14 protein-coding genes, 1 tRNA gene and 1 rRNA gene are annotated in these 24,432 nt (G+C 71.7%); 4 read left to right on the top strand and 12 right to left on the bottom strand.

All coding sequences use genetic code 11. The features are described from left to right. The first annotated feature begins 67 nt into the window (after nucleotides 1-67). From ACFWWU_RS22855 to ACFWWU_RS22845, 3 genes are all read left to right on the top strand, one after another. Nucleotides 68-4,717 (top strand): DEAD/DEAH box helicase, encoded by a 4,650-nt coding sequence (locus ACFWWU_RS22855; protein WP_384147671.1) that lies wholly within the window; start codon nucleotides 68-70, stop codon nucleotides 4,715-4,717. Between the two features lie 78 nt (nucleotides 4,718-4,795). Further along, nucleotides 4,796-5,584 (top strand): Fpg/Nei family DNA glycosylase, encoded by a 789-nt coding sequence (locus tag ACFWWU_RS22850; protein ID WP_384147670.1) that lies wholly within the window; start codon nucleotides 4,796-4,798, stop codon nucleotides 5,582-5,584. A 32-nt stretch (nucleotides 5,585-5,616) separates the two neighbouring features. Continuing rightward, entirely contained in the window at nucleotides 5,617-6,381 is a 765-nt protein-coding gene (locus tag ACFWWU_RS22845) for an SDR family NAD(P)-dependent oxidoreductase (protein ID WP_384147669.1), read from the top strand. Here ACFWWU_RS22845 and ACFWWU_RS22840 read toward each other — a convergent pair. The 10 genes from ACFWWU_RS22840 to ACFWWU_RS22795 form a co-directional block, all read right to left on the bottom strand. Further along, nucleotides 6,329-6,655, bottom strand: a complete 327-nt coding sequence (locus tag ACFWWU_RS22840; RefSeq protein ID WP_384147668.1) for a hypothetical protein — start codon at nucleotides 6,653-6,655, stop codon at nucleotides 6,329-6,331. The two genes, ACFWWU_RS22845 and ACFWWU_RS22840, sit on opposite strands and share 53 nt — an antisense overlap. A 96-nt stretch (nucleotides 6,656-6,751) precedes the next feature. Beyond that, entirely contained in the window at nucleotides 6,752-7,222 is a 471-nt protein-coding gene (locus tag ACFWWU_RS22835) for a Dps family protein (RefSeq protein ID WP_384147667.1), read from the bottom strand. 156 nt (nucleotides 7,223-7,378) lie between these two features. After that, nucleotides 7,379-7,762, bottom strand: a complete 384-nt coding sequence (locus ACFWWU_RS22830; RefSeq protein ID WP_384147666.1) for a helix-turn-helix domain-containing protein — start codon at nucleotides 7,760-7,762, stop codon at nucleotides 7,379-7,381. A gap of 109 nt (nucleotides 7,763-7,871) precedes the next feature. Beyond that, the gene (locus ACFWWU_RS22825; RefSeq protein ID WP_384147665.1) at nucleotides 7,872-8,393 is read right to left on the bottom strand and encodes a CinA family protein; all 522 of its coding nucleotides are present in this window, start codon (nucleotides 8,391-8,393) and stop codon (nucleotides 7,872-7,874) included. Further along, entirely contained in the window at nucleotides 8,390-9,064 is a 675-nt protein-coding gene (gene pgsA / locus ACFWWU_RS22820; protein WP_384147664.1) for a CDP-diacylglycerol--glycerol-3-phosphate 3-phosphatidyltransferase, read from the bottom strand. The genes ACFWWU_RS22825 and pgsA overlap by 4 nt, the downstream gene beginning before the upstream one ends. Further along, nucleotides 9,061-10,551, bottom strand: a complete 1,491-nt coding sequence (gene rimO, locus ACFWWU_RS22815; protein ID WP_384147663.1) for a 30S ribosomal protein S12 methylthiotransferase RimO — start codon at nucleotides 10,549-10,551, stop codon at nucleotides 9,061-9,063. Before rimO ends, pgsA begins: the two co-directional genes overlap by 4 nt. 96 nt (nucleotides 10,552-10,647) lie before the next feature. Further along, nucleotides 10,648-11,472 carry a helix-turn-helix domain-containing protein gene (locus tag ACFWWU_RS22810; protein WP_384147662.1) on the bottom strand — a complete coding sequence of 275 codons (825 nt, stop codon included), beginning with the start codon at nucleotides 11,470-11,472 and terminating at the stop codon, nucleotides 10,648-10,650. A 258-nt stretch (nucleotides 11,473-11,730) separates the two neighbouring features. After that, nucleotides 11,731-14,550 carry a DNA translocase FtsK gene (locus ACFWWU_RS22805; protein ID WP_384147661.1) on the bottom strand — a complete coding sequence of 940 codons (2,820 nt, stop codon included), beginning with the start codon at nucleotides 14,548-14,550 and terminating at the stop codon, nucleotides 11,731-11,733. Nucleotides 14,551-14,798: 248 nt separating this feature from the next. Continuing rightward, entirely contained in the window at nucleotides 14,799-15,473 is a 675-nt protein-coding gene (locus ACFWWU_RS22800) for a response regulator (protein ID WP_317599720.1), read from the bottom strand. A gap of 293 nt (nucleotides 15,474-15,766) precedes the next feature. Next, complete coding sequence (locus tag ACFWWU_RS22795) at nucleotides 15,767-21,250, bottom strand: HAMP domain-containing protein (protein WP_384147660.1); 5,484 nt, start codon at nucleotides 21,248-21,250, stop codon at nucleotides 15,767-15,769. 271 nt (nucleotides 21,251-21,521) lie between these two features. On the opposite strand from ACFWWU_RS22795, the gene ACFWWU_RS22790 reads away from it, so the two are divergent. Further along, nucleotides 21,522-24,167: a SpoIIE family protein phosphatase gene (locus ACFWWU_RS22790; RefSeq protein ID WP_384147659.1), complete on the top strand. Its 2,646-nt coding sequence runs from the start codon at nucleotides 21,522-21,524 to the stop codon at nucleotides 24,165-24,167. A 91-nt stretch (nucleotides 24,168-24,258) separates the two neighbouring features. Here ACFWWU_RS22790 and ACFWWU_RS22785 read toward each other — a convergent pair. Both ACFWWU_RS22785 and rrf read right to left on the bottom strand, forming a co-directional pair. After that, nucleotides 24,259-24,334 (bottom strand) — tRNA-Thr (locus ACFWWU_RS22785). A gap of 5 nt (nucleotides 24,335-24,339) precedes the next feature. Then, a 5S ribosomal RNA gene (gene rrf / locus ACFWWU_RS22780) occupies nucleotides 24,340-24,432 on the bottom strand; the annotation flags it as partial.

The raw sequence follows: 24,432 nt of genomic DNA, 5'->3' as shown, positions 1-24,432 counted from the left end.
CCTCCTGGCACGAGCGGGTTTCCCCAGGTCCGGGCGGTTGTCAGTGGGCGGGTGCACGATGGGGGACATGGTCAGGTCCGCGCTCGACTCGTTCTCCCCCGCGACCCGTGGTTGGTTCACCGGGGCCTTCACCGCGCCCACGGCGGCACAGGAAGGCGCCTGGAAGGCCATCGGCGAGGGCTCCGACGTGCTCGTCGTCGCACCGACGGGCTCGGGCAAGACACTGGCGTCCTTCCTCGCCTCCCTGGACCGCCTGGCGTCCACCCCACCGCCCGCCGACGCGAAGAAGCGCTGCCGCGTGCTCTACGTGTCACCGCTGAAGGCGCTCGCCGTGGACGTCGAGCGGAATCTGCGCTCCCCGCTGACCGGCATCCGGCAGGAGTCGGTCCGGCTCGGGCTGCCCGAGCCGGACGTCCGGGTCGGCATCCGGTCCGGCGACACCCCGGCCGCCGAGCGCCGGAGCCTCGTGACCCGGCCGCCGGACATCCTGATCACCACCCCCGAGTCGCTGTTCCTGATGCTGACCTCCGCCGCCCGGGAGGCCCTGTCAGGGGTGGAGACGGTCATCCTTGACGAGGTCCACGCGGTCGCGGGCACCAAGCGCGGCGCGCACCTGGCGCTCTCCCTGGAGCGGCTCGACGAGCTGCTGCCCCGCCCCGCGCGCCGGATCGGCCTGTCCGCCACGGTCCGCCCGGTGGACGAGGTGGCCCGCTATCTGTCCCCCGGCCGCGCGGTGGAGATCGTGCAGCCGCCGTCGGGGAAGGAGTTCGACCTCTCCGTCGTCGTCCCCGTCGAGGACATGGGCGAGCTCGGAGGCTCCCCGGCCTCCGAGGGCAAGGACGGCGGCGACAAGCCGTCGATCTGGCCGCATGTCGAGGAGCGGATCGTCGACCTCGTCCAGTCCCACCGCTCGACGATCGTCTTCGCGAACTCCCGCCGCCTGGCCGAGCGGCTGTGCAACCGACTCAACGAGATCGCGTACGAGCGCGCGACCGGCGAGCCCCTCCCCGACAGCGCTCCGCCGGCGGAGATCATGGCCCAGTCCGGGGCGGCGCAGGGCGCTCCGCCGCTGCTCGCCCGGGCCCACCACGGCTCGGTGTCGAAGGAGCAGCGCGCCCAGGTGGAGGAGGACCTGAAGGCGGGACGGCTGCCCGCCGTGGTGGCCACCTCCAGCCTGGAGCTGGGCATCGACATGGGCGCCGTCGACCTGGTCGTGCAGGTCGAGTCGCCGCCCTCGGTCGCCTCCGGGCTCCAGCGCGTGGGGCGCGCCGGGCACCAGGTCGGCGCGGTCTCCACGGGCGTGGTCTTCCCCAAGTACCGCGGCGACCTGGTGCAGGCGGCCGTGGTCACGGAGCGGATGCGGTCGGGCTCGATCGAGTCGATGCGGATCCCGGCCAATCCGCTGGACGTGCTGGCCCAGCAGCTGGTCGCGATGGTCGCGCTCGACACCTGGCAGGTGGACGACCTGCTCACCGTGGTGCGCCGTGCGGCGCCCTTCTCCTCGCTGCCGGATTCGGCGTTCACGGGCGTGCTCGACATGCTCGCCGGGCGCTACCCGTCGGACGCGTTCGCCGAGCTGCGCCCGCGCGTGGTCTGGGACCGGGTCGCCGGGACGGTCACGGGGCGGCCGGGCGCTCAGCGGCTCGCCGTCACCTCCGGCGGCACGATCCCCGACCGGGGCCTGTTCGGTGTGTTCCTCGCCGGCGCGGACCCGAAGAAGGGCGGGGGCCGGGTCGGCGAGCTCGACGAGGAGATGGTCTACGAGTCACGTGTCGGCGACGTCTTCACGCTGGGCACCACGTCCTGGCGGATCGTGGACATCACCCGGGACCGGGTGCTCGTCACGCCCGCGCCCGGCGTGCCGGGCCGGCTGCCGTTCTGGAAGGGCGACCAGCTGGGCCGCCCGCTCGAACTGGGCCGCGCGGTGGGCGCGTTCCTCCGGGAGCTCGGCGCCCTCGGGCCGGAGGACGCGCGGCTGCGGCTGCTCGCCGCGGGCCTGGACGCCTGGGCCGCGGACAACGTCCTCGCCTACCTCTCCGAGCAGCGCGAGGCCTGCGGCCACGTGCCCGACGACCGGACGATCCTGGTCGAGCGGTTCCGGGACGAGCTCGGCGACTGGCGGGTCGTCATCCACTCCCCGTTCGGCGCGCAGGTGCACGCCCCGTGGGCGCTGGCGCTCGGCGCACGGCTCGCCGAGCGCTACGGCATGGACGCGCAGGTGATGCACGCGGACGACGGCATCGTGCTGCGCCTCCCGGACGCGGACCTGATGGGTCTGGACATGGGCCTGGATCTCCTCGACCACGAGCCGATCGACCCGGGCCGGCACCTGGATACGACGTACGACGCGGACAAGGCGCCCATCGGCGCGGCCGACGCCCTCTTCGACCAGGGCGAGATCGGACAGATCGTCACCGACCAGGTGGGCGGCTCCGCGCTGTTCGCCTCCCGGTTCCGCGAGTGCGCCGCGCGCGCCCTGCTGCTGCCGAAGCGGAACCCCGGCAAGCGCACACCGCTCTGGCAGCAGCGGCAGCGTGCGGCCCAGCTCCTCCAGGTGGCAAGCGAGTTCGGCTCCTTCCCGATCGTTCTGGAGGCCGTCCGCGAGTGCCTCCAGGACGTCTTCGACCTCCCCGGTCTGACCGAGCTCATGGGCGACATCGAGGCCCGTCGGGTCCGGCTCGTCGAGGTCACCACCCCCGAGCCGTCCCCGTTCGCCCGCTCGCTCCTCTTCGGCTACGTGGCGCAGTTCCTGTACGAGGGCGACTCGCCGCTCGCCGAGCGGCGGGCTGCCGCGCTCTCCCTCGACTCCCGGCTCCTCGCGGAACTGCTCGGCCAGGCCGAGCTGCGCGAGCTCCTCGACCCGGAGGTCCTCACCGAGCTGGAGCGGGAGCTCCAGTGGCTCACGGAGGACCGGCGGATCAAGGACGTGGAGGGCGTCGCCGACCTGTTGCGGGTCCTCGGCCCGCTCACCGACGCCGAGCTCGGCGAGCGCGGCGCGGAGGCGGGCTGGGCGCCCGACCTCGCCCGGTCCCGGCGCGCGATCCGGGTCAGGATCGGAGGAGCCGACCACTGGGCGGCGATCGAGGACGCGGGACGGCTCCGTGACGCCCTGGGCACGGCCCTGCCGGTCGGTGTGCCCGAGGCCTTCACCGAGCCGGTCAAGGACCCGTTGGGCGACCTCCTCGCCCGTTTCGCGCGCACGCACGGCCCCTTCACCTCCTCGCAGGCCGCCGCCCGCTTCGGGCTCGGCGCCGCCGTCACGGACGGCGCGCTCCAGCGGCTCGCCGCCGGCGGCAGGGTCGTCCAGGGCGAGTTCCATCCCTCCGGCATCGGCCAGGAGTGGTGCGACGCGGCCGTGCTGCGCCGCCTGCGCCGCCGTTCCCTCGCGGCCCTGCGCCACGAGCTGGAGCCGGTACCCCCGGCGGCGCTCGCCACCTTCCTGCCCCAGTGGCAGCACGTCGGCGGCGGCGGTCTGCGCGGGATCGACGGCCTCGCCCGTGCGATCGAGCAGCTCCAGGGCGCGCCCGTGCCCGCCTCCGCGCTGGAGAAGCTGATCCTGCCGTCCCGTGTCAGGGACTACTCCCCGACGCTGCTCGACGAGCTGACCACCACGGGCGAGGTGGTCTGGGCTGGTGCCGGATCGCTGCCCGGCAAGGACGGCTGGATCTCGCTCTACCTCGCGGACGCGGCGCCCCTGCTCCTCCCGCCGGCGCACCCGCTGGAGCTGTCCGCGCTGCACGAGTCGGTGCTCACCATCCTCTCCGGCGGGTACGGGCTGTTCTTCCGGCAGATCGCCGACCAGGTCCGGGCCACCACGCACCCGGACGCGACCGACCCGCAGCTCGCCGACGCGCTCTGGGACCTGGCCTGGTCGGGCCGGCTCACCAACGACACACTCGCCCCGCTGCGCTCGCTCCTCGGTTCGGGCCGGACGGCCGGGGCGACCGCTCACCGCGCGCGCCGCACGGTGCCGCGCGGCCGGTACGGGACGCTGGGCGCCGCCGCCCGCCCGGCCTCGCGCACGGGCCCGCCGACGGTCTCCGGCCGCTGGGCTCTGCTGCCGCCCGCCGAGCCGGAGCCGACCCACAGGGCGCACGCCCTCGCCCGCACCCTCCTGGACCGGCACGGCGTGGTCACCCGGGGCGCGGTGGCGGCCGAGGGCGTGGTGGGGGGCTTCTCGGCCACGTACCGCGTCCTCTCCGCCTTCGAGGACAGCGGTCAGGCCAGGCGCGGCTATGTGGTGGAGGGCCTCGGCGCGGCCCAGTTCGCGATGGACGGGGCCGTGGACCGGCTGCGGGCGGCGGCGACCGCCCGCGACCGGGGCGCGGAGGCCGCGGCCGGCCCACGCGCACTGGTCCTGGCCGCGGCCGACCCGGCGAACGCGTACGGGGCGGCCCTGTCCTGGCCGGAGCCGCCGACCGGCGCCGGGCACAAGCCCGGCCGCAAGGCGGGCGCGATGGTGGTCCTCGTCGACGGCGAGCTGACGCTCTACGTGGAGCGGGGCGGCAAGACGCTCCTCTCCTGGCCGGCGGAACCGGACGATCCCGCCCTGACAGCGGCGGCCGAGGCCCTGGCCGCGTCGGCGCGGGCGGGCTCGCTGGGCACGGTCACGGTGGAGCGGATCAACGGCGCCACGGCCCTGACCTCCCCGCTCGCCCGCCCCCTGGAGACGGCGGGCTTCCTGGCCACCCCAAGAGGCCTCCGCCTCCGCGCCTGACCCACCGCCGCGACCGCCACGGCCGCCCCTGAAGACGTCCCCGCCCCCTCGGAGGCACGCACCCGGCATCATGGAACGGTGCCCGAAGGAGACACCGTCTGGCAGGCGGCCCGCCGCCTGCACACCGCGCTGGCCGGGCGGGTCCTGACCCGCTCGGACCTGCGCGTGCCCCGGTTCGCGACCGCCGACCTCACCGGCCGCACGCTCCTCGACGTCACCCCGCGCGGCAAGCACCTCCTCGCCCGGATCGAGGGCGGGCTCACGCTCCACTCCCACCTGCGGATGGACGGCGCCTGGCGGGTGTACGCCACCGGGGAGCGCCCGCACGGCGGCCCCGAGCACCAGATCCGGGCGATCCTCGGGAACGCCGAGTCCACGGCGTACGGCTACCGGCTCCCCGTCCTGGAACTGATCCGCACCGCCGAGGAGGCCCACGCGGTCGGCCATCTCGGCCCGGACCTCCTGGGGCCGGAGTGGGACCCGGAAGAGGCCGTACGACGCCTCCTCGCCGCCCCGGACCGCCCGCTCGGCGAGGCGCTGCTCGACCAGCGCAACCTGGCCGGCATCGGCAACGTGTACAAGTCGGAGCTGGCGTTCCTGGCCGCCGTCACCCCGTGGCTCCCGGTCGGCGCGCTCGCCCCCGACGTCCCGGCCCGCCTGGTGGCCACCGCCCACCGCCTCCTGGAGGCGAACAAGGACCGCCCCGACCGGCGCACCACCACCACGCGCCGCCCCGGTACCCGGCTCCACGTCTACGGCCGCGAGGGACAGCCCTGTCTGCGCTGCGGCGCCCGGATCCGAAAGGCGGAACTCGGCGACCGGATCACGTACTGGTGCCCGGGCTGCCAACAGGGCCCCGCCAATTGACGATCCGTCAGATTCGGTCGTACGGTCCGGACATGACCCTCTCGGCGTACGACCTCACCGGCCGCTCCGCGTTCGTCACCGGCGCCGCGAGCGGCATCGGACGTGCCACCGCGCTACTCCTCGCCCAGGCGGGCGCGACCGTGCACTGCGCGGACCGCGACGAGCGCGGCCTCAAGGAGACCGCGGCCCTCGTCACCGGCGCGAACGGCGCCGCGCACACGCACCCCCTGGACGTCACCGACCGGCCCGCGCTGGCCGCCGCCGTCCGCTCCGCGGGCCCGCTCCACGTCATGGCGGCCGTCGCCGGGATCATGCACACGAGCACCGTCCTGGAGACCCGCGACGAGGACCTCGACCGCGTCCTCGCGGTGAACTTCAAGGGGGTCCTGTACGCCTGCCAGGAAGCGGCCCGCGCGATGATCGCCTCCGGCACCGCCGGCTCGATCGTCACGATGGCCTCGGGCGCGATGGACACCGCGAGCCCGGGCCTGCTCTGCTACAGCGTCACCAAGGCGGCGGTCGTCCAGCTCACGAAGACCCTGGCGGTGGAGGTGGGACCGCACGGCATCCGGGTCAACGCGGTCGCCCCGGGATGGATCCGTACCCCCATGACGGACCGCCACGAGCCGGCCGCCCAGGAACAGGCCGAGGCCGCGATGGTCCGTCACTCACCGCTCCGCCGGGTCGGCGAGGCGGAGGACATCGCGCACGCGGTCCTCCACCTCGCCTCCGACGCCTCGTCGTTCACGACGGGTCAGATCCTGCGCCCCAATGGCGGCGTCGCGATGCCTTGGTGACGGCCACACCGCCACCCGACGCCACACCGCCACCCGGCTCCCCCGCACCGCCGCCCAACTCCCGCACACCGCCGACCTGTCGCCGCGCCGAGGCCGCCACGTGCACCGGCAACAGGCTCAGCCCCCAGCCGCCCGCGGCCACCGCCCCCTCGATGATCCCGGCACCCGCGGGCACGAGGAGCAGGCGCAGCACCGCCCACCACCAGAGCCCCCCGGCCACCAGCCCGACCGCGACCAGCGCGAGCGTCGCCGGCGGAACACGTCGCCGTACCATGGCCGCCTCCTGGGGTCGACGCTAGCCCGGCAGGATCACCAAGCGGGAGGGCGCACCGGAGGCAAGCCCGGCGCACGCCGCAGGTATCGCCACGCCCTACACACTCTCCGCTTGGAACATCCACGCGTGCTTTTCGAGGTCGGCCGTCAGGCCGATCAGGATGTCCTGGCTGATCGGGTCGGGATCACCGGTCGCGTCGATCCGTTCCCGCATCCGCGTGATGACGGCCCCGAGCGCGGCCACGAGGATCCGGACCGCCTCCACGTCCTTGATCCACCCCTCCGAAACCGACCCGATCGCACTGGAGGAGGCCACGGTCGCCGCCCGCCCGTCCGGGTTGACGCCGAGCGCGGAGGCACGCTCCGCCACGGTGTCGGAGTGCAGCCGCGCGGTGTCCACGACCTCGTCGAGCTGCAGATGGACGGAGCGGAATCGCGGCCCGACGACGTTCCAGTGCACCTGCTTGGCGACCAGGGCGAGGTCGACCAGATCGACCAGCGCCCCCTGGAGCGCGGTGCCGACCGTCTTGAGGTCGGCCTCGGACAGCGGGCTCTTCACGACAGACATGCGGGATCTCCAACCAGTCGTACGTCCCCCCACCATGGCACGCATCACCCGAACCCGGCATCTCAAACAAATCGCTGTGAAGGGGCAACGAAAAGGAGAAAAGCCCCGGTCGGCGTCCCAAAAGGGGCACCAACCGGGGCTTCGCCCCACTTCGGTTCAGGCAGCGACGACGTCTACCGCTTCCGCGGGCGCCTTGATGGTCACCCGCCCGGTGGACACACCGGCCACCGACGTCACCGACACCGAATTGAGCATCGGGCGCACCGGCGTCGGCACCGGTTCGCTCGCCGCTGTCGACTCGGCCAGTTCGGCCAGTGACAGCTCGTCGCTCACTTCACGCATGAGCTCGGACATCCGTACGTCCAGCGCGTCGCAGATCGCGGAGAGCAGCTCGGAGGAAGCCTCCTTCTGCCCCCGCTCCACCTCGGAGAGATAGCCGAGCGAGACTCGGGCGGACGAGGAGACTTCGCGCAGAGTACGGCCTTGGCGCTGGCGCTGCCGACGCAGCACGTCACCCAACAGGCGACGGAGCAGAATCATCGGTGGCTCCCTCCTCGGACCGCGTAGCCGCATCCTTCACGCCCCACCGTACCGCCTCGCGCCGCGGCCGTGCGGGGAGCGATGTCGTGTTCACTCAGGGCTGCAAACATCAATTCCCCCCGTTGTGTTCCGTATCCTGTGCCCGCGCATTTCCCGAGAGTTCCTCATGGAGCAGTTCCAGCACGCTCCGTACACTCTCTCTACGGATGTCCGCGCGGTCGCCGTTCAACCTCAACGAGACCACTTTCCCGGCTCCGGCGCCCGCGCCGACCGGTCCCGCGACCGCCACGTAGACCGTTCCGACGGCCTGACCGTCCTGCGGTTCGGGCCCCGCGACCCCGGTCGTGGAGATCCCCCAGTCGGCGCCGAGCCGGGCCCGGACACCGGCCGCCATCTGCAGCGCGACCTCAGGATCCACCGCGCCGCGCTCCGCGAGGAGGGCCTTGTCGACGCCCAGGAGCTCCTGCTTGAGGGCCGTGGCATAGGCCGTGACCGAGCCCCGGAAGGCCTTCGAGGCCCCTGCCACACCGGTGAGCTCCGCGGCCACCAGACCACCCGTGAGCGATTCCGCGGCGGCCAGCGTGTGACCACGCTCCGCGAGCAGCGCCAGCACCCGGGCGGCCTCGGTCATCGCGCCGCCGCCTCCGACCGCGCGGCCTCCCGCTCCTCCGCGAGACCCTCGCGGCGCAGGACGATCGCCTGCCGCACGTAGTCCAGACCGGTGACGACCGTCAGCACGACGGCCACCGCCATCACCCAGAAGCGCAGGGTGGCCAGCGGACCGGTGAGCATGAGCACGTACATGCCGACCGCCGTGCCCTGCGCGAGCGTCTTCATCTTGCCGCCGCGGCTCGCCGGGATGACCCCGTGCCGGATCACCCAGAACCGCATCAGGGTGATCCCCAGCTCGCGGGCCAGGATGACCCCGGTCACCCACCAGGGCAGGTCACCCAGCAAGGAGAGGCTGATGAGCCCGGCGGCCATGATCGCCTTGTCGGCGATCGGGTCGGCGATCTTCCCGAAGTCGGTGACGAGGTTGTACGTACGGGCCAGGTGGCCGTCGAAGATGTCCGTGATCATGGCCACGGCGAACGCCGCCCACGCCCAGGCGCGCCAGGCGGGATCGTGGCCGCCGTCCTGGAACAGGAGCACCACGAAGGCCGGCACGAGCACGAGCCGGATCATGGTGAGGATGTTGGCGATGTTCCACAGGCTGGCCTGGTTGACGGCCGCAGTGCCCAGCTTCCCGCGGGGCGCCGGCCTACCGGTCCCGCCCGTCGCGGATGCCGGGACTCCGGTCATCTGGCTGCCTCCTCGAAAAGACACTCGGCCACCAGGTCGACGCCTTCCGTGCCGACGACCTTGGCCCTGACCATACGGCCCGGAGCCAGGTCGGGGCTCGTACCGTCGGCCGTGGTGAGGACCACCTGGCCGTCGGTCTCGGGCGCCTGGTGGGCGGCGCGGCCGATCCAGCCGTCCTCCTCGTCCATGGACTCGACGAGTACTTCCAGGGTCTCTCCGATCCGCTCCTCCGCGCGCTGCGCGGTGAGCTCCTCGGCGAGCCGGGAGAGGTGGGCGAGCCGCTCGTCGACGACGTCCTGGTCGAGCTTGTGCTCGTACGTGGCGGCCTCGGTGCCGTCCTCGTCGGAGTAGCCGAAGACACCGACGGCGTCGAGCCGCGCGTGGGTGACGAAGCGTTCCAGCTCGGCGAAGTCCGCCTCGGTCTCGCCGGGGAAGCCGACGATGAAGTTGGAGCGGGCACCGGCCGTCGGGGCCTTGGACCGGATGGTCTCCAGGAGCTCCAGGAAGCGGTCGGTGTCGCCGAAGCGTCGCATGGCCCGCAGCACGTCCGGGGCGCTGTGCTGGAAGGACAGGTCGAAGTAGGGCACGACCTTCTCGGTCGAGGTGAGGACGTCGATCAGACCGGGGCGCATCTCGGCGGGCTGGAGGTAGCTGACCCGGACGCGCTCGATGCCGTCGACCGAGGCCAGCTCGGGCAGCAGGCTCTCCAGGAGCCGGATGTCGCCGAGGTCCTTGCCGTACGAGGTGTTGTTCTCGGAAACCAGCATGACCTCCTTCACACCCTGCTCGGCGAGCCAGCGCGTCTCGTTCAGCACGTCCGAGGGACGGCGCGAGACGAAGGAGCCCCGGAAGGACGGGATGGCGCAGAAGGAGCAGCGGCGGTCGCAGCCGGAGGCGAGCTTCACCGAGGCGACGGGGCTGGTGTCCAGCCGGCGACGGAGCGGCGCGCGCGGCCCGGAGGCGGGCGCGAGACCCTCGGGGAGGTCCGACGGCGCGTCCGAAGGGGCCTCGACGGCTCCGTGTCCCGGCAGGGCCACGGCCGCGGCGGCCTCCTGGCGCTCCACGGGCGACAGCGGCAGCAGCTTGCGCCGGTCACGGGGGGTGTGGGCCTCGACGCTGCCACCGTTGAGGATGGTCTGGAGGCGGTTGGAGATGTCGGCGTAGTCGTCGAAACCGAGGACGCCATCGGCTTCCGGGAGTGCTTCGGCGAGCTCCTTGCCGTACCGCTCGGCCATGCAGCCGACGGCGACGACGGCCTGGGTCTTGCCGTGATCCTTCAGATCATTGGCTTCGAGGAGGGCGTCGACGGAGTCCTTCTTGGCGGCTTCGACGAATCCGCAGGTGTTGACGACGGCGACGTCCGCTTCCTCGGCGTTCTCGACGAGCTCCCAGCCGTCCGCTGCCAAGCGGCCTGCGAGCTCCTCCGAGTCCACCTCGTTACGGGCGCAGCCAAGAGTGACAAGGGCGACGGTACGGCGTTCGGGCATGAGCTCAAGACTACTTCGTCCCGGCCGTTCCCCCGTCGCGCAGGGTTCACCTGCGCGACAGAGGTCACATAACGGGGTCCGACGGGCCCGGGCGGATCATCCGGCCTCGGGGTCGCCCTTGGTGTAGGTGAGCCGCTCGACCTGACCGGATTCGAACTTCTCTTCGACCTTCTTGCCGTTGACGTAGAGCTCGATGGCACCGGCGTTGCCGAGGACCAGGTCGACGCGCTCGTCGTCCTGGAAGGTCTTGGACTCGCCCTCCAGGAGGAGGCCGTCGAAGAGCAGCTTCCCGTCCTTGGCCTTGGCCGAGATCCAGCTCTTGCCGTCGACGGCGGTGAGCTTGACCGTGACCTTGTCCTGCGGGACCGCGGCGATCGCGCTCTCGCTGGGCTTCGGGGCGGGCTTGACCGGCTTCGGCTTGGCGGCGGAGGTCGCCTTCTCCGGCGCCGGGGCCGGACCGCCCTCGGCGGTCACGGTGCCCTTGGGGGCCTCGTTCCCGTCGAACATCGTGAAGCCGACGAAGCCGACGACGGCGACGATCGCCGCGACCATCGCGGCGGTCCAGTTGGGCCGCCGCGGCTCGGGGCGGATACGTTCCGCCTCGAAGAGCGGGGCGGCGGGGGTGGGCGCGGGACGACCGCCGTGGGCGGCGTCGTACTGCTCGATCAGATCGGCCGGATCGAGACCGACGGCGCGCGCGAGGGTACGGATGTGCCCGCGGGCGTAGACGTCGCCGCCGCAGCGCGAGAAGTCGTCCTCCTCGATCGCGTGCACGATCGGGATCCGGACACGGGTGGAGGCACTGACCTCTTCGACGGTGAGACCGGCGGCGATTCGGGCCTGCTGGAGAGCGCGACCGATCGAGTCCCGGTCGTCTGCCGGGAACGTCCGGTCGTCTTCGGGGGAGTTGCCGATGGACACGTGAGCGCCTTTCGAGCGTGTAGCCACCTGCTGGACGTTCAGTCTATGGGTGGTACGAAAGGGTGGGGCAACCGGGCGGGTGCTGTTTGTACGCCATGAGGCTGGGACATCCATCTGTCCCACCGTCCAACTTGACGTACGGCCAGGGGAAACGGTTGCCCCCGTTCCCTTACGAGTGAGTCTCGGCCCGGTCTCGATCGGGTACGCCGACCGCGACCCGCCACGCCGACGCCGATCGGGTACCCGGTCCCCCCACCACTACACCCCCGACTCCCCCCGGATCACGGCGAGCACCCCGTCCAACTCGTCGGGCTTCACCAGCACGTCACGCGCCTTGGAGCCCTCACTCGGTCCGACGATGTTCCGCGACTCCATCAGGTCCATCAGCCGGCCGGCCTTCGCGAAGCCCACGCGCAGCTTGCGCTGGAGCATCGACGTGGAGCCGAACTGCGTCGAGACGACCAGTTCGGCGGCCTGGCACAGCAGGTCGAGGTCGTCGCCGATGTCCTCGTCGATCTCCTTCTTCTGCTTGGTGCCGACGGTGACGTCCTCCCGGAAGACGGGCGTCATCTGGTCCTTGCAGTGCCGCACGACGGCCGCGACCTCGTCCTCGGTGACGAACGCGCCCTGCATACGGACCGGCTTGTTCGCGCCCATCGGCAGGAACAGTCCGTCGCCCTTGCCGATCAGCTTCTCGGCGCCGGGCTGGTCCAGGATGACCCGGCTGTCGGCGAGCGAGGAGGTGGCGAAGGCGAGCCGCGAGGGCACGTTCGCCTTGATGAGGCCGGTGACGACGTCCACGGACGGCCGCTGGGTGGCGAGGACGAGATGGATACCGGCGGCGCGGGCCAACTGGGTGATGCGGACGATCGAGTCCTCGACGTCCCTCGGCGCGACCATCATCAGGTCGGCGAGCTCGTCGACGATCACCAGGAGGTACGGGTAGGGGCTGAGCTCGCGCTGGCTGCCCTCGGGCAGCTTGATCTTCCCGTCCCGGATGGCCTGGTTGAAGTCGTCGATGTGCCGGTAACCGAAGGCGGCCAGGTCGTCGTAGCGGAGGTCCATCTCCTTCACCACCCACTGCAGCGCCTCCGCGGCCCGCTTCGGGTTGGTGATGATCGGGGTGATCAGGTGCGGGATGCCCTCGTAGGCGGTGAGCTCGACCCGCTTGGGGTCGACGAGCACCATCCGGACGTCCTCGGGGGTCGCTCTTATCATCACCGAGGTGATGAGGCAGTTGATGCAGGAGGACTTGCCGGAGCCGGTGGCACCGGCGACCAGGACGTGCGGCATCTTCGCGAGGTTGGCCATCACGTAGCCGCCCTCGACGTCCTTGCCGAGCGCGACCAGCATCGGATGGTCGTCGCCCGCCGCGTCCGCGAGCCGCAGCACGTCCCCGAGGTTGACCATCTCCCGGTCGCTGTTCGGGATCTCGATGCCGACGGCGGACTTGCCGGGGATCGGCGAGATGATCCGGACGTCCGGCGAGGCCACGGCGTACGCGATGTTCTTCGTCAGGGCCGTGATCTTCTCGACCTTCACGGCGGGGCCGAGCTCGACCTCGTACCGCGTGACCGTCGGACCGCGGGTGAAGCCGGTGACGGCCGCGTCGACCTTGAACTCGGTGAAGACGTTGGAGAGCGACTCCACGACGAGGTCGTTCGCGGCGCTCCGAGTCTTGCCGGGCCCGCCGCGCTCCAGCAGGTCCATCGACGGCAGCGAGTACGTGATGTCGCCGGAGAGCTGGAGCTGCTCGGCCCGCGACGGCAGATCCGTCGGCTCGGGCGCGGGCTTCGTCAGGTCGGGTACGCCCCCGCCGGGCCGCTCGCCACCGCGCGCCGGCGGTACGGGCGCGGCCGGGGCCACGGGCCCGGAGGTCTCCGCGGCGCCGGCCAGGGCGGCGTCACGCTCGGCAGTGACGTCCCTGGTCAGGTCGGCGACGACCGGGGAGGGCGGCATGCCGTTGAGCACGGCGCCGTCGAGGGCGGCGGCCGCGGCCGCGGCGACGTCCACCGGATCCAGGCCGTGGTCGAAGGGGTCGGGCGCGGAGCCGCGCGGGGCGCGGCCGGCGGCACGCCGCTCCAGGAGCTCGGCCTCGGCCCGGTCCACGTCGTACGGCTCCGCCGGGCCGGTCGCCCGGCGGCGGGCGGGACGGGCGGTCCGGGGAGCCGCCTGGCGCCATTCCTCGTCGTACCCCTCGTGCCGCTCGTACCCCTCGGCCTCCGCCGGGTCGTCGGCGGGCTCGACGATGCCGAGCCGGGCGCCGAGGGCACGCAGTCGCTGCGGGATGGCGTTGACCGGGGTGGCGGTGACGACGAGCAGGCCGAAGATCGTGAGCAGTACCAGCATCGGTACGGCGAGGACCTCGCCCATCATGAAGACGAGGGGCTGGGAGGCGGCCCAGCCGATGAGCCCGCCGGCGTCCTGCATGGCCTCGGTCCCGTCGCCGCGGCCCGGTGAGCCGCAGGCGATGTGGACCTGGCCGAGGACGCCGATGACGAGGGCGGAGAGCCCGATGCTGATCCGGCCGTTGGCCTCGGGCTTCTCCGGATAGAGGATCAGCCGCACGCCGATGACACCGAGGAGCAGCGGTACGAGCAGGTCGAGCCGGCCGAAGGCACCGGTGACGAGCATCTCGACGAGGTCGCCGACCGGACCGCGCAGATTCGACCAGGTACCCGCGGCGACGATCAGCGCGACGCCCAGCAGCAGCAGGGCGAGCCCGTCCTTGCGGTGGGCGGGGTCGAGGCCCTTGGCGCCACGCCCTATCCCGCGGAACACCGCTCCCACCGCGTGGGCCAGGCCCAGCCAGACTCCCCGGGCGAGCCGGTAGACGCCCCCGGTGGGGGACGGTGCCGGGCGGGGCGCGGCCCTCTTCGCGGCGGTCTTCCGGGCGGGCGCGCGCTTGGCGGGCGCCGCCTTCTTGGCCGGCGCCTTCTTGGCGGCGGGTTTGGCGGGTGGCTTGGCGGGCGACTTCAGGGGCGCCGCTTTCTTCGCGGCGGCCGTCGTCCGGCCGGCGCGCGGCTTTGCGGCGCCCGCCGTGCCCTGGGAACCCTTGCCGGACGTACGTGAAGCCATGATGCTGAGGTTACCGGTGAGGGGACGGGCTGTCCGCTCTCACCCGCCGGTGAGCGGACGGGTGTCCACCTCACCCGATCGTGTCAACCGCGCCGGGGCGCGGAGCTGACGCCGGGTCACCGACGCCCCACCCCAAGTGACGGCACGTCAGGCCAGGGCGGGCGACGCCAAGCCCAAGCGGGTCACCCCTGGCCCAGGCGGGTCAATGTCAGGCCCAGGCGGGTCACGCCAGGCCCAAGCGGGTCATGTCAGGTCTGGGCGGGCAGCGTGGGCGTAGCGCCCGTACCCGGCTCCAGGGCGTCCAGCGCGCGCCGCAGCCCGGTGAGCTTGCGCTCCAGGTGGGCGGCGGTGGCGACGGCCGCCGCGTCGGCGGAGTCGTCGTCGAGCTGCTTCGACAGCGCCTCCGCCTGCTCCTCGACGGCGGCAAGGCGGGCGGAGAGCTCGGCGAGCAGCCCGGCGGACTCCTTGCCGTGACCGCCCTCGCCACTGCCCTCCAACTGCAGCCGCAGCAGGGCGGCCTGCTCGCGCAGCTTGCAGTTCTTCATGTAGAGCTCGACGAAGACGGAGACCTTGGCGCGCAGCACCCACGGGTCGAACGGCTTCGAGATGTAGTCGACCGCCCCGGCCGCGTACCCACGGAAGGTGTGGTGGGGGCCGTGGTTGATGGCGGTGAGAAAGATGATCGGGATGTCCCGGGTCCGCTCACGCCGCTTGATGTGCGCGGCCGTCTCGAAACCATCCATACCCGGCATCTGCACGTCCAGCAGGATGACCGCGAAGTCATCCGTCAGCAGCGCCTTGAGCGCTTCCTCCCCGGACGATGCCCGCACCAGCGTCTGATCGAGCGCGGAGAGAATGGCCTCCAGCGCCAGCAGATTCTCCGGCCGGTCATCGACCAGGAGGATCTTGGCCTTCTGCACCATGCCCCGTCCTCCTCGCCCCGGCAACGGCTCTCCCCGGCTCCCGTAACCGAGGGAAGCACCGGGCGCCGCCCCAGAGGACGACTCCCTAGCGCCGTCCGTCCTTGTGCCGGTCATCGTAGCCGCACCCCGCCCGTCGCCACACCCTGTCACCGCGATGTCACTGTGCACGCACCGGAAACGCGGTGGGAGACCAGAAGGTTCCCCGTATCCCGCCCTCTCACACCCCCGTGGCGACAGCCCGTCAGCGGAGCCCGGGGCCCGCGTGGAGTTCCACGCGGACCCCCGCCCCGGAGTCACTCCCCTCGCATCCACTGCTCCATGACGGACAGCAGGTGGTCGGGGTCGACGGGCTTCGTCACGTAGTCCGAGGCACCCGACTCGATCGCCTTCTCCCGGTCGCCCTTCATGGCCTTCGCCGTCAGAGCGATGATCGGCAGCCCCGCGAACTGCGGCATCCGCCGGATCGCGGTCGTCGTCGCGTACCCGTCCATCTCCGGCATCATGATGTCCATCAGCACGACCGTCACGTCGTCGTGCTGCTCCAGGACTTCGATGCCCTCGCGCCCGTTCTCCGCGTACAGCACCGCGAGCCCGTGCTGCTCCAGGACGCTCGTGAGCGCGAAGACGTTCCGGATGTCGTCGTCCACGATGAGCACCTTCTCGCCCGAGAAGTTGAAAGTACGCCGCGGCTCGACGTCCGCCTCCGGCTCCGCCCGGTCCGCCGCGCCCTGCTGACCGGACTGCCCCGGTACCGCGGTCCGCGCCCCGGTCGCCTCCGCCGCGGCCTTCCGCCGGTGCCGGAACAGCGCCCCGGCCCCCGACCGTGCCTCGGTCCGTACGGGCGGCGGCGGGAAGTGCGGGAACGTGTGCACGCCCCCGGCCGCCCCCTCGTCGGCCCCGTGCTGCGGGTTCTCGCCGTCCGACGCCCCCTGCCCGTACCCGTTCGACGGCAGCTCCGTCGGGCTCAGCGGCAGATAGAGCGTGAACGTCGAACCGCGGCCCGGCTCGCTCGCCGCGAAGATCTCGCCGCCGAGCAGCCGCGCGATCTCCCGGCTGATCGAGAGCCCCAGACCCGTACCGCCGTACTTCCGGCTGGTCGTGCCGTCGGCCTGCTTGAACGCCTCGAAGATGACCCGCATCTTGCTCGCCGCGATCCCGATCCCGGTGTCCGTGACCGAGAACGCGATCAGATCGGCCTCCGGATCGCGCAGCGAACCGGCCTCCAGAAGCTGCTCGCGGATCGACTGCGGCACGTCCGCGTTGGCCGGCCGGATCACCAGCTCCACCGCGCCCGAGTCGGTGAACTTCACCGCGTTGGACAGGAGGTTGCGCAGCACCTGGAGCAGCCGCTGCTCGTCGGTGTGGAGCGTGGCCGGCAGCTCGGGCGAGACCCGCACCGAGAAGTCGAGCCCCTTCTCCGCCGTGAGCGGCCGGAAGGTGGCCTCCACGTAGTCGACGAGCTGGACGAGCGCGATCCGCGTCGGCGAGACGTCCATCTTGCCCGCCTCGACCTTGGACAGGTCGAGGATGTCGTTGATCAGCTGGAGCAGGTCCGAACCGGCGCCGTGGATGGTCTCCGCGAACTCGACCTGCTTCGGCGTCAGATTGGTCTCGGCGTTGTCCGCGAGCAACTTGGCGAGGATCAGAAGCGAGTTGAGCGGGGTGCGCAGCTCGTGCGACATGTTGGCGAGGAACTCGGACTTGTACCGCATGGAGACGGCGAGCTGTTCGGCCCGCTCCTCCAGGACCTGCCGCGCCTCCTCGATCTCGGTGTTCTTCACCTCGATGTCGCGGTTCTGCCGGGCGAGCAGCTCGGCCTTCTCCTCCAGCTCCAGGTTGGAGCCCTGGAGCTCCTTCTGCCGGTGCTCCAGCTCGGCCGAGCGCTCCTTGAGCTGCTCGGTGAGCTCCTGCGACTGCTGGAGCAGCACCTCCGTCTTGGTGTTGACGCTGATGGTGTTGACGGTGGTCGCGATCAGCTCGGCGATCTGGTTGAGGAAGTCCCGCTGGATCTGCGCGAACGGCTGGAACGAGGCCAGCTCGATCACCCCGAGGACCTTCCCCTCGAAGAGCACCGGCAGCACGATCACATGCGCCGGCGAGGCCTCCCCGAGCCCCGAGGAGATCTTCAGATAGCCCGGCGGCACGTTGACCTGGATGGTCCGCTTCTCCTCGGCGGCCGTCCCGATGAGCGTCTCCCCGGGCCGGAACGAGGTCGGCATGGAACCGGTGGAGTATCCGTAACTCCCGCGCATCCGCAGCTCGTACGAGCCGTCGCCCTCACCGACGCGTTCGGCGTCGCTGTGGGCGGAGCCCGTCGGCATGGCCACGAAGAAGGCGCCGTGCTGGGCGGAGACCACCGGCGTCAGCTCGCTCATGATGAGCGAGGCGACGTCGTCCAGGTCCCGCCGGCCCTGCATGAGGCCGGAGATGCGGGCCAGGTTGCTCTTGAGCCAGTCCTGCTCGTCGTTGGCGAGGGTGGTGTCGCGCAGGTTGGCGATCATCGTGTTGATGTTGTCCTGGAGCGCCTGGATCTCGCCGGCCGCGTCCACACCGTCGATCTTGACGTTCAGGTCGCCGCGGGTGACCGCGGTGGCGACGGCCGCGATGGCCCGCACCTGCCGGGTGAGGTTCCCGGCCATCTCGTTCACGGACTCGGTGAGATCGCTCCAGGTGCCCTCCACGTCCCGGACCCGGGCCTGGCCACCGAGCTGCCCGTCGGTGCCCACCTCACGGGCCACCCGGGTGACCTCCTCGGCGAAGTTCGACAGCTGGTCCACCATCGTGTTGATGGTGTTCTTCAGCTCCTGGATCTCACCGCGCGCGTCGATGTCGATCTTCTTGGTGAGGTCGCCCTTCGCGATGGCGGTGGTGACGGCGGCGATCTGCCGCACCTGGCCGGTGAGGTTGTCGGCCATCGAGTTCACCGACTCGGTCAGGTCCTTCCACGTGCCGGAGACACCCGGCACCCTCGCCTGACCGCCCAGTTCGCCCTCGGTGCCCACCTCACGGGCCACCCGCGTGACCTCGTCCGCGAAGGACGACAGGGTCGTCACCATGGTGTTGACGGTCTCGGCGAGCTCGGCGACCTCGCCCCGCGCCTCGACCGTCACCTTCTTCGTCAGATCGCCGTTGGCGACGGCCGCCGAGACCCGGGAGATGTTCCGCACCTGGCTCGTCAGGTTGTTGGCCATCAGGTTGACGTTGTCGCTCAGGTCCTTCCAGGTACCGGTGACCCCGCGCACCCGCGCCTGGCCTCCGAGGATGCCCTCCGTACCCACCTCACGGGCCACCCGCGTGACCTCGTCCGCGAAGTTCGACAGCTGGTCGACCATCGTGTTGACGGTCGTGACCAGCTCCAGGATCTCGCCCCGGGCGTCGACCGTGATCTTCTTGGAGAGGTCGCCCATGGCGACCGCCGTCGTGACCTCGGCGATGTTGCGCACCTGAATGGTCAGGTTGTTCGCCATGAAGTTCACCGACTGGGTGAGGTCCTTCCAGGTGCCGGAGACCCCCTGCACCTCGGCCTGACCACCCAGGATGCCCTCGGTGCCCACCTCCCGGGCCACCCGGGTCACCTGCTCGGCGAAGTTCGAGAGCTGGTCCACCATCGTGTTGAGGGTGTTCTTCAGCTCCAGGATCTCGCCCCGGGCGTCCACGTCGATCTTCTGCGACAGATCACCGCGGGCGACCGCCGTGGCGACCTGCGCGATGTTACGGACCTGGGTCGTCAGGTTCCCGGCCATGCCGTTCACGGAGTCCGTCAGGTCCCGCCACACGCCGGCCACACCCGGCACCTGCGCCTGCCCGCCGAGCCGGCCGTCGGTACCCACCTCGCGGGCCACCCGCGTCACCTGGTCGGCGAAGGCGGAGAGCTGGTCCACCATCGTGTTGATGGTGTTCTTCAGCTCCAGGATCTCGCCCCGGGCGTCCACGTCGATCTTCTGCGACAGATCACCGCGGGCGACGGCCGTCGTCACCTGCGCGATCTGCCGCACCTGCGACGTCAGGTTGCCGGCCATGAAGTTCACGGAGTCGGTGAGCTCACGCCAGCGGCCGGAGACACCGTCCACCCGCGCCTGCCCGCCGAGCCGGCCCTCGGTACCCACGTCCCGCGCCATCCGCGTCACCTGGTCCGCGAAGGACGAGAGCTGCGACACCATGGTGTTGACGGTGTTCTTCAGCTCCAGCATCTCGCCGGCCACGTCGACCGTGACCTTCTGCGACAGGTCACCGTTGGCCACGGCCGTCGTCACCTGCGCGATGTCCCGCACCTGACCGGTCAGGTTCCGGAAGGCCGTGTTGACCGAGTCGGTCAGGTCCTTCCACGTCCCCGCCGCACCCGGCACCTCGGCCTGACCACCGAGCAGACCCTCGACGCCGACCTCCCGGGCCACCCGGGTCACCTCGGAACCGAAGGCGGACAGCTGGTCCACCATGGTGTTGACGGTGTTCTTCAGCTCCAGCATCTCGCCGGCCACGTCGACCGTGACCTTCTGCGACAGGTCACCGTTGGCCACGGCCGTCGTCACCTGCGCGATGTCCCGCACCTGCGTGGTGATGTTCCGGAAGACGGTGTTGACCGAGTCGGTCAGGTCCTTCCACGTCCCCGCCGCACCCGGCACCTGCGCCTGCCCACCGAGCAGACCCTGCGCGCCGACCTCGCCCGACACCCGGGTCACCTCGTCGGCGAACGTCCGCAGCGTCTCGGTCATCTGATTGATCGTGTCCGCGAGTTGCGCGATCTCACCGCGCGCGGAGACCCGCACCTTCTGCGACAGATCGCCGTTGGCGACCGCCGTCGTCACCTCGGCGATCCCTCTCACCTGATTGGTGAGATTTCCCGCCATCGTGTTGACGGAATCGGTGAGGTCCTTCCACACACCCGCGACCCCGGCCACCTCGGCCTGACCGCCGAGCTCGCCCTCCGTACCCACCTCGCGCGCCACACGCGTGACCTCGGAGGAGAACGACGACAGCTGGTCCACCATCCGGTTGACGGTGTTCTTCAGCTCCAGCATCTCGCCGGCGACGTTCGCCGTGACCTTCTGCGACAGATCACCGTCCGCCACCGCCGTCGTCACGAGCGCGATGTCCCGCACCTGGGCCGTCAGCCGGTTCGCCATCGTGTTGACCGAGTCCGTGAGGTCCTTCCACGAACCGGACACCCCACGCACCTGCGCCTGCCCGCCCAGCTTGCCGTCCGTACCCACCTCGACGGCGACCCTCGTCACCTCGGAGGCGAACACCGACAACTGGTCGACGAGGTTGTTCGCGGTACGCGCGACCTTCAGGAACTCCCCGCGCAGCGGCCGTACGGCCCCGTCGGCACCCTCCGAACGCAGGTCCATCCGCTGGTCGAGATCACCCTCGGCCACCGCCGAGAGGACCCGTCCCACCTCGGACACGGGCCGGGCCAGATCGTCGACCAGCGCGTTCGCGGCCTCGATAGCCGCGGCCCACGCCCCCTCGGTGGCCCCCGCCTCAAGCCGCTCGGACAGCTTGCCCTCACGCCCCACGACCCGCCGCACCCGCGACAACTCGCCGGTCACGTGCATCTGCCGGTCCGCGACCTCGTTGAACACGGCGGAGATCTCCGCCATGACCCCGTCACCGGAGACCGTCAGCCGTTTACGGAAGTTCCCGTCCCGCATCGACACCAGCGCGGCCAGCAACCGCTCCAGCGCCGCCGCGTCCACCTGCACCGTCCCCCCACGGGAACGCCCGCCCCTCGCGCGCGCACCACTGCCGCCACGTCGCGCCGCCGTGCCAGACTCCACCGTGTCCCTCCCGAAAGGGGTCGACCGTACGCTTCCGGCTCTCGCCGGTAGCCTGCCCAGTGTTTCACCGCGACCGAACCAGGCGATAACAGTTCGGCAGCTTCGCACAACGTCCCCACCTCTGTGGGACGGAAACTGCGGCGACCGGCATCCGCTCGGACAGCGAAGGTAAGTAACCTGGCATGCGGCTGTCCAACCACCCCGGTCCGCCCGGCGGGGGCGGTGTGGTGCGCGCACACGACCACCGGGCAGTGGGAGGGGCATACCGAGCATGGCAGAGCCGGGCGTCGAGACGCGTACGAGGAGTGCTGTGATCACCGCGCGGGCGACCGCCAGCTTCGAGCCCGTCGGGCGGTCCGTCGCGGCCGCCCGCGCGTTCGTCAGGGACACCCTCCAGGGCTGGGGACACTCCGAACTCGTCGACGACGCCGTCGTCCTCACCAGCGAGCTCGTCACCAACGCCGTCATCCACGCCGGCACCTCCGCCGATGTGCTCTGCCTCCGCTCCGAGGACAGCATCCGCGTCGAGGTCGCCGACCGCTACCCCGAGCGTGAGATCCCCGTCCAGAGCGGCCGCACCCTCGGCAGCCCCGACCGTGAGAACGGCCGGGGACTGCTGCTCTGCGCCGCCCTCGCGCACCGCTGGGGCGTCGACTACTCCCCCACCCGCAAGCACGTCTGGTTCCACCTCGACCTCCCCCAGCGCCCGGTGGGCACCCGCTCAGCGGGCCCCGTCCTCCCCGACGCCCTCCTCCCGGCCGCCGAAAGTCGCGTCCGCGTCGCCGTCGCCCAGATCGACCGCGCCGGAGCGGTCACCGCGTGGAACGAGGACGCCCAGGAGCTCTTCGGCTACGACGCCGACCAGGTCACCGGCAAGCCCCTCGGCGACCTCGCCGCCTGGCCGCACACCCCCGGCATCGGCACCGGCCTCGCCGAGGCCCTGCGTCTCTCCCGCTGGGAGGGCAGCTACGGCATCCGCTGCGCCGACGGCCGCGTCATCCCCGTCTACGCCTCACACCTCCGGGTCCGCGACTCCCAGGGCGAGCCCTCCACCGTCTGTCTCCTCGTACGGGAGAACGAGCGGGCCGTCCTCCAGACCCCGCAGCGCCCCGCCGCGGAACCGGGCTCCGAGAGCCGCGCGGCGGACCCCTTCGAGGTCTTCATCGGCTCCCCGGCCCCCGACGACCTCGACGGCCTCCTCCAGCGCACGGTCGAGCGCGCCCGCGACATGCTCGACGGCGACGCCGCCTTCCTCCTCCTCGCCACCGACGACGAGACCGAGCTGGAGGTACGGGCGACCACCGGCCTCCCGGCGGCCCGCCAGCGCTTCGCCCGCGTCCCGGTCGAGACCGGCGCGAGCCGCTACGGCTCCGCCCGGATGCCCGCGGTCCACGAGGACCTTGCCGCGGTCCCCGGCGCCGTCCCCCTCCTCGAAGGCACCGGCATGCGCTCGGTGGTCACCGTCCCGCTCAAGGTCGAGGGCCGGCTCACCGGCTCCCTGGGCGTGGCCGCGGAGGCCTCGAACCGCTACTCCAACGAGGAGGCCCTCCGCCTCCAGTTCGCCGCCGACCGCATCGCCCTCGCGGTCGAGTCGGCCCGCCTCGGCGAGCTCGAACGCCTCCGCCGCGGCTCCCTGAGCTTCCTGGTCGAGGCCTCCGACCTCCTCGCCGGCACCTTGGACCGCGACCAGACGCTGGCCCTGATGGCCCAGATGACGGTCCCGACCCTCGCCACCTGGTGCGCGGTCTACACGATCGCCGACCAGGCCTCCGACCCGTACCTCTCGTACGTGCTCCACGAGGACGAGGACCGCATCGACGGCCTCAAGGACCTGCTGTCCTCGATCGCCCCGCCCGACCCGGTGCCGACGCCCGGCGCCCGGGTCTGGACGGCCCCCGGCGACGCCGCGCACCGCGCGGCGCTCACCGCCTCGGTCCGCGCCCTCGACCACCCCACGAGCCCCCTCTCCTCAGGCATCGACACCACCCTGGCCACCGCGACCACGGTCGCGGGCGAGACGGTCGTCCTGCCCCTGGTCGCCCGTAACCGGGTCATCGGCATGCTGACCCTGGGCCGGCCCTCCGAGGACCACTTCCGCCAGGAGATCCTGGAGCTCGCCGAGGACCTCTCGCGCCGGGCGGCCCTGGCCCTGGACAACGCCCGCCTGTACTCGGAGCGCGTGGCGATCAGCCAGTCCCTCCAGCGCAGCCTCCTCCCGCCCGGCCTCCCGGTGATCCCCGGCGTCGAGGTCGACGTCATCTACCGCGCGGCCGGCGAGGGCAACGAGGTCGGGGGCGACTTCTACGACCTCTTCCCGATCCGCGACGGCGCGTACGGATTCGCCATCGGCGACGTCTGCGGTACGGGACCGGAGGCCGCGGCCGTCACCGGCCTGGCCCGCCACGCCTTGCGCCTCCTGGCCCGCGAGGGCTTCGGCGGCCCGGCCGTCCTGGAGCGGCTCAACGCCGCGATCCTCGACGAGGGCGCCCGCAGCCGCTTCCTCACCCTGCTGTACGGCGAGATGCACCCGCAGCCGGACGGCTCCGCGATCCTGAAGGTCGTCTGCGCCGGCCACCCCTTGCCCCTGCGCCTCCGCCAGGACGGCACGGTGAGCCCCGCCGCCGAACCTCAGCCCCTCCTCGGCGTGATGGAAGACCTCGAACTGTACGAGGAGACCATCACGCTCGACCCGGGCGACGTCCTCCTCTGTGTCACGGACGGGGTGACCGAGCGCCGCGAAGGCACCCGCATGCTGGGCGACGACGGCCTCGCCGAAGTCCTCAAAGCGTGTACGGGCCTGACGGCCGGCGCGGTCGCCGCCCGCGTCCTCCGCGCGGTCGAACGCTTCGCCCAGGCCCCCGCCTCCGACGACATGGCCATCCTGGCGATGCGCCTCCGAGAGCCGGACCACCACTGACCCACCAAGGCGGCCCCGAAAGGGGCCGCCTTCCCCATCCCCTCCACGACAACGCAAAAAAGGCCCCGCCATTGGCGGGGCCTTTCTCTTTTGGAGCCCTTTAACGGAATCGAACCGTTGACCTTCTCCTTACCATGGAGACGCTCTACCGACTGAGCTAAAAGGGCGGGTTGTTCGGCGGCGTCCTACTCTCCCACAGGGTCCCCCCTGCAGTACCATCGGCGCTGAAAGGCTTAGCTTCCGGGTTCGGAATGTAACCGGGCGT

Origin of the sequence: Streptomyces sp. NPDC058650, from assembly GCF_042717315.1 — a bacterium.
In the GTDB taxonomy this organism is placed as follows: Bacteria; Actinomycetota; Actinomycetes; order Streptomycetales; family Streptomycetaceae; genus Streptomyces.
Note: the sequence above shows the minus strand (reverse complement) of the source record. Positions and strands in the feature narration are given on the sequence as shown.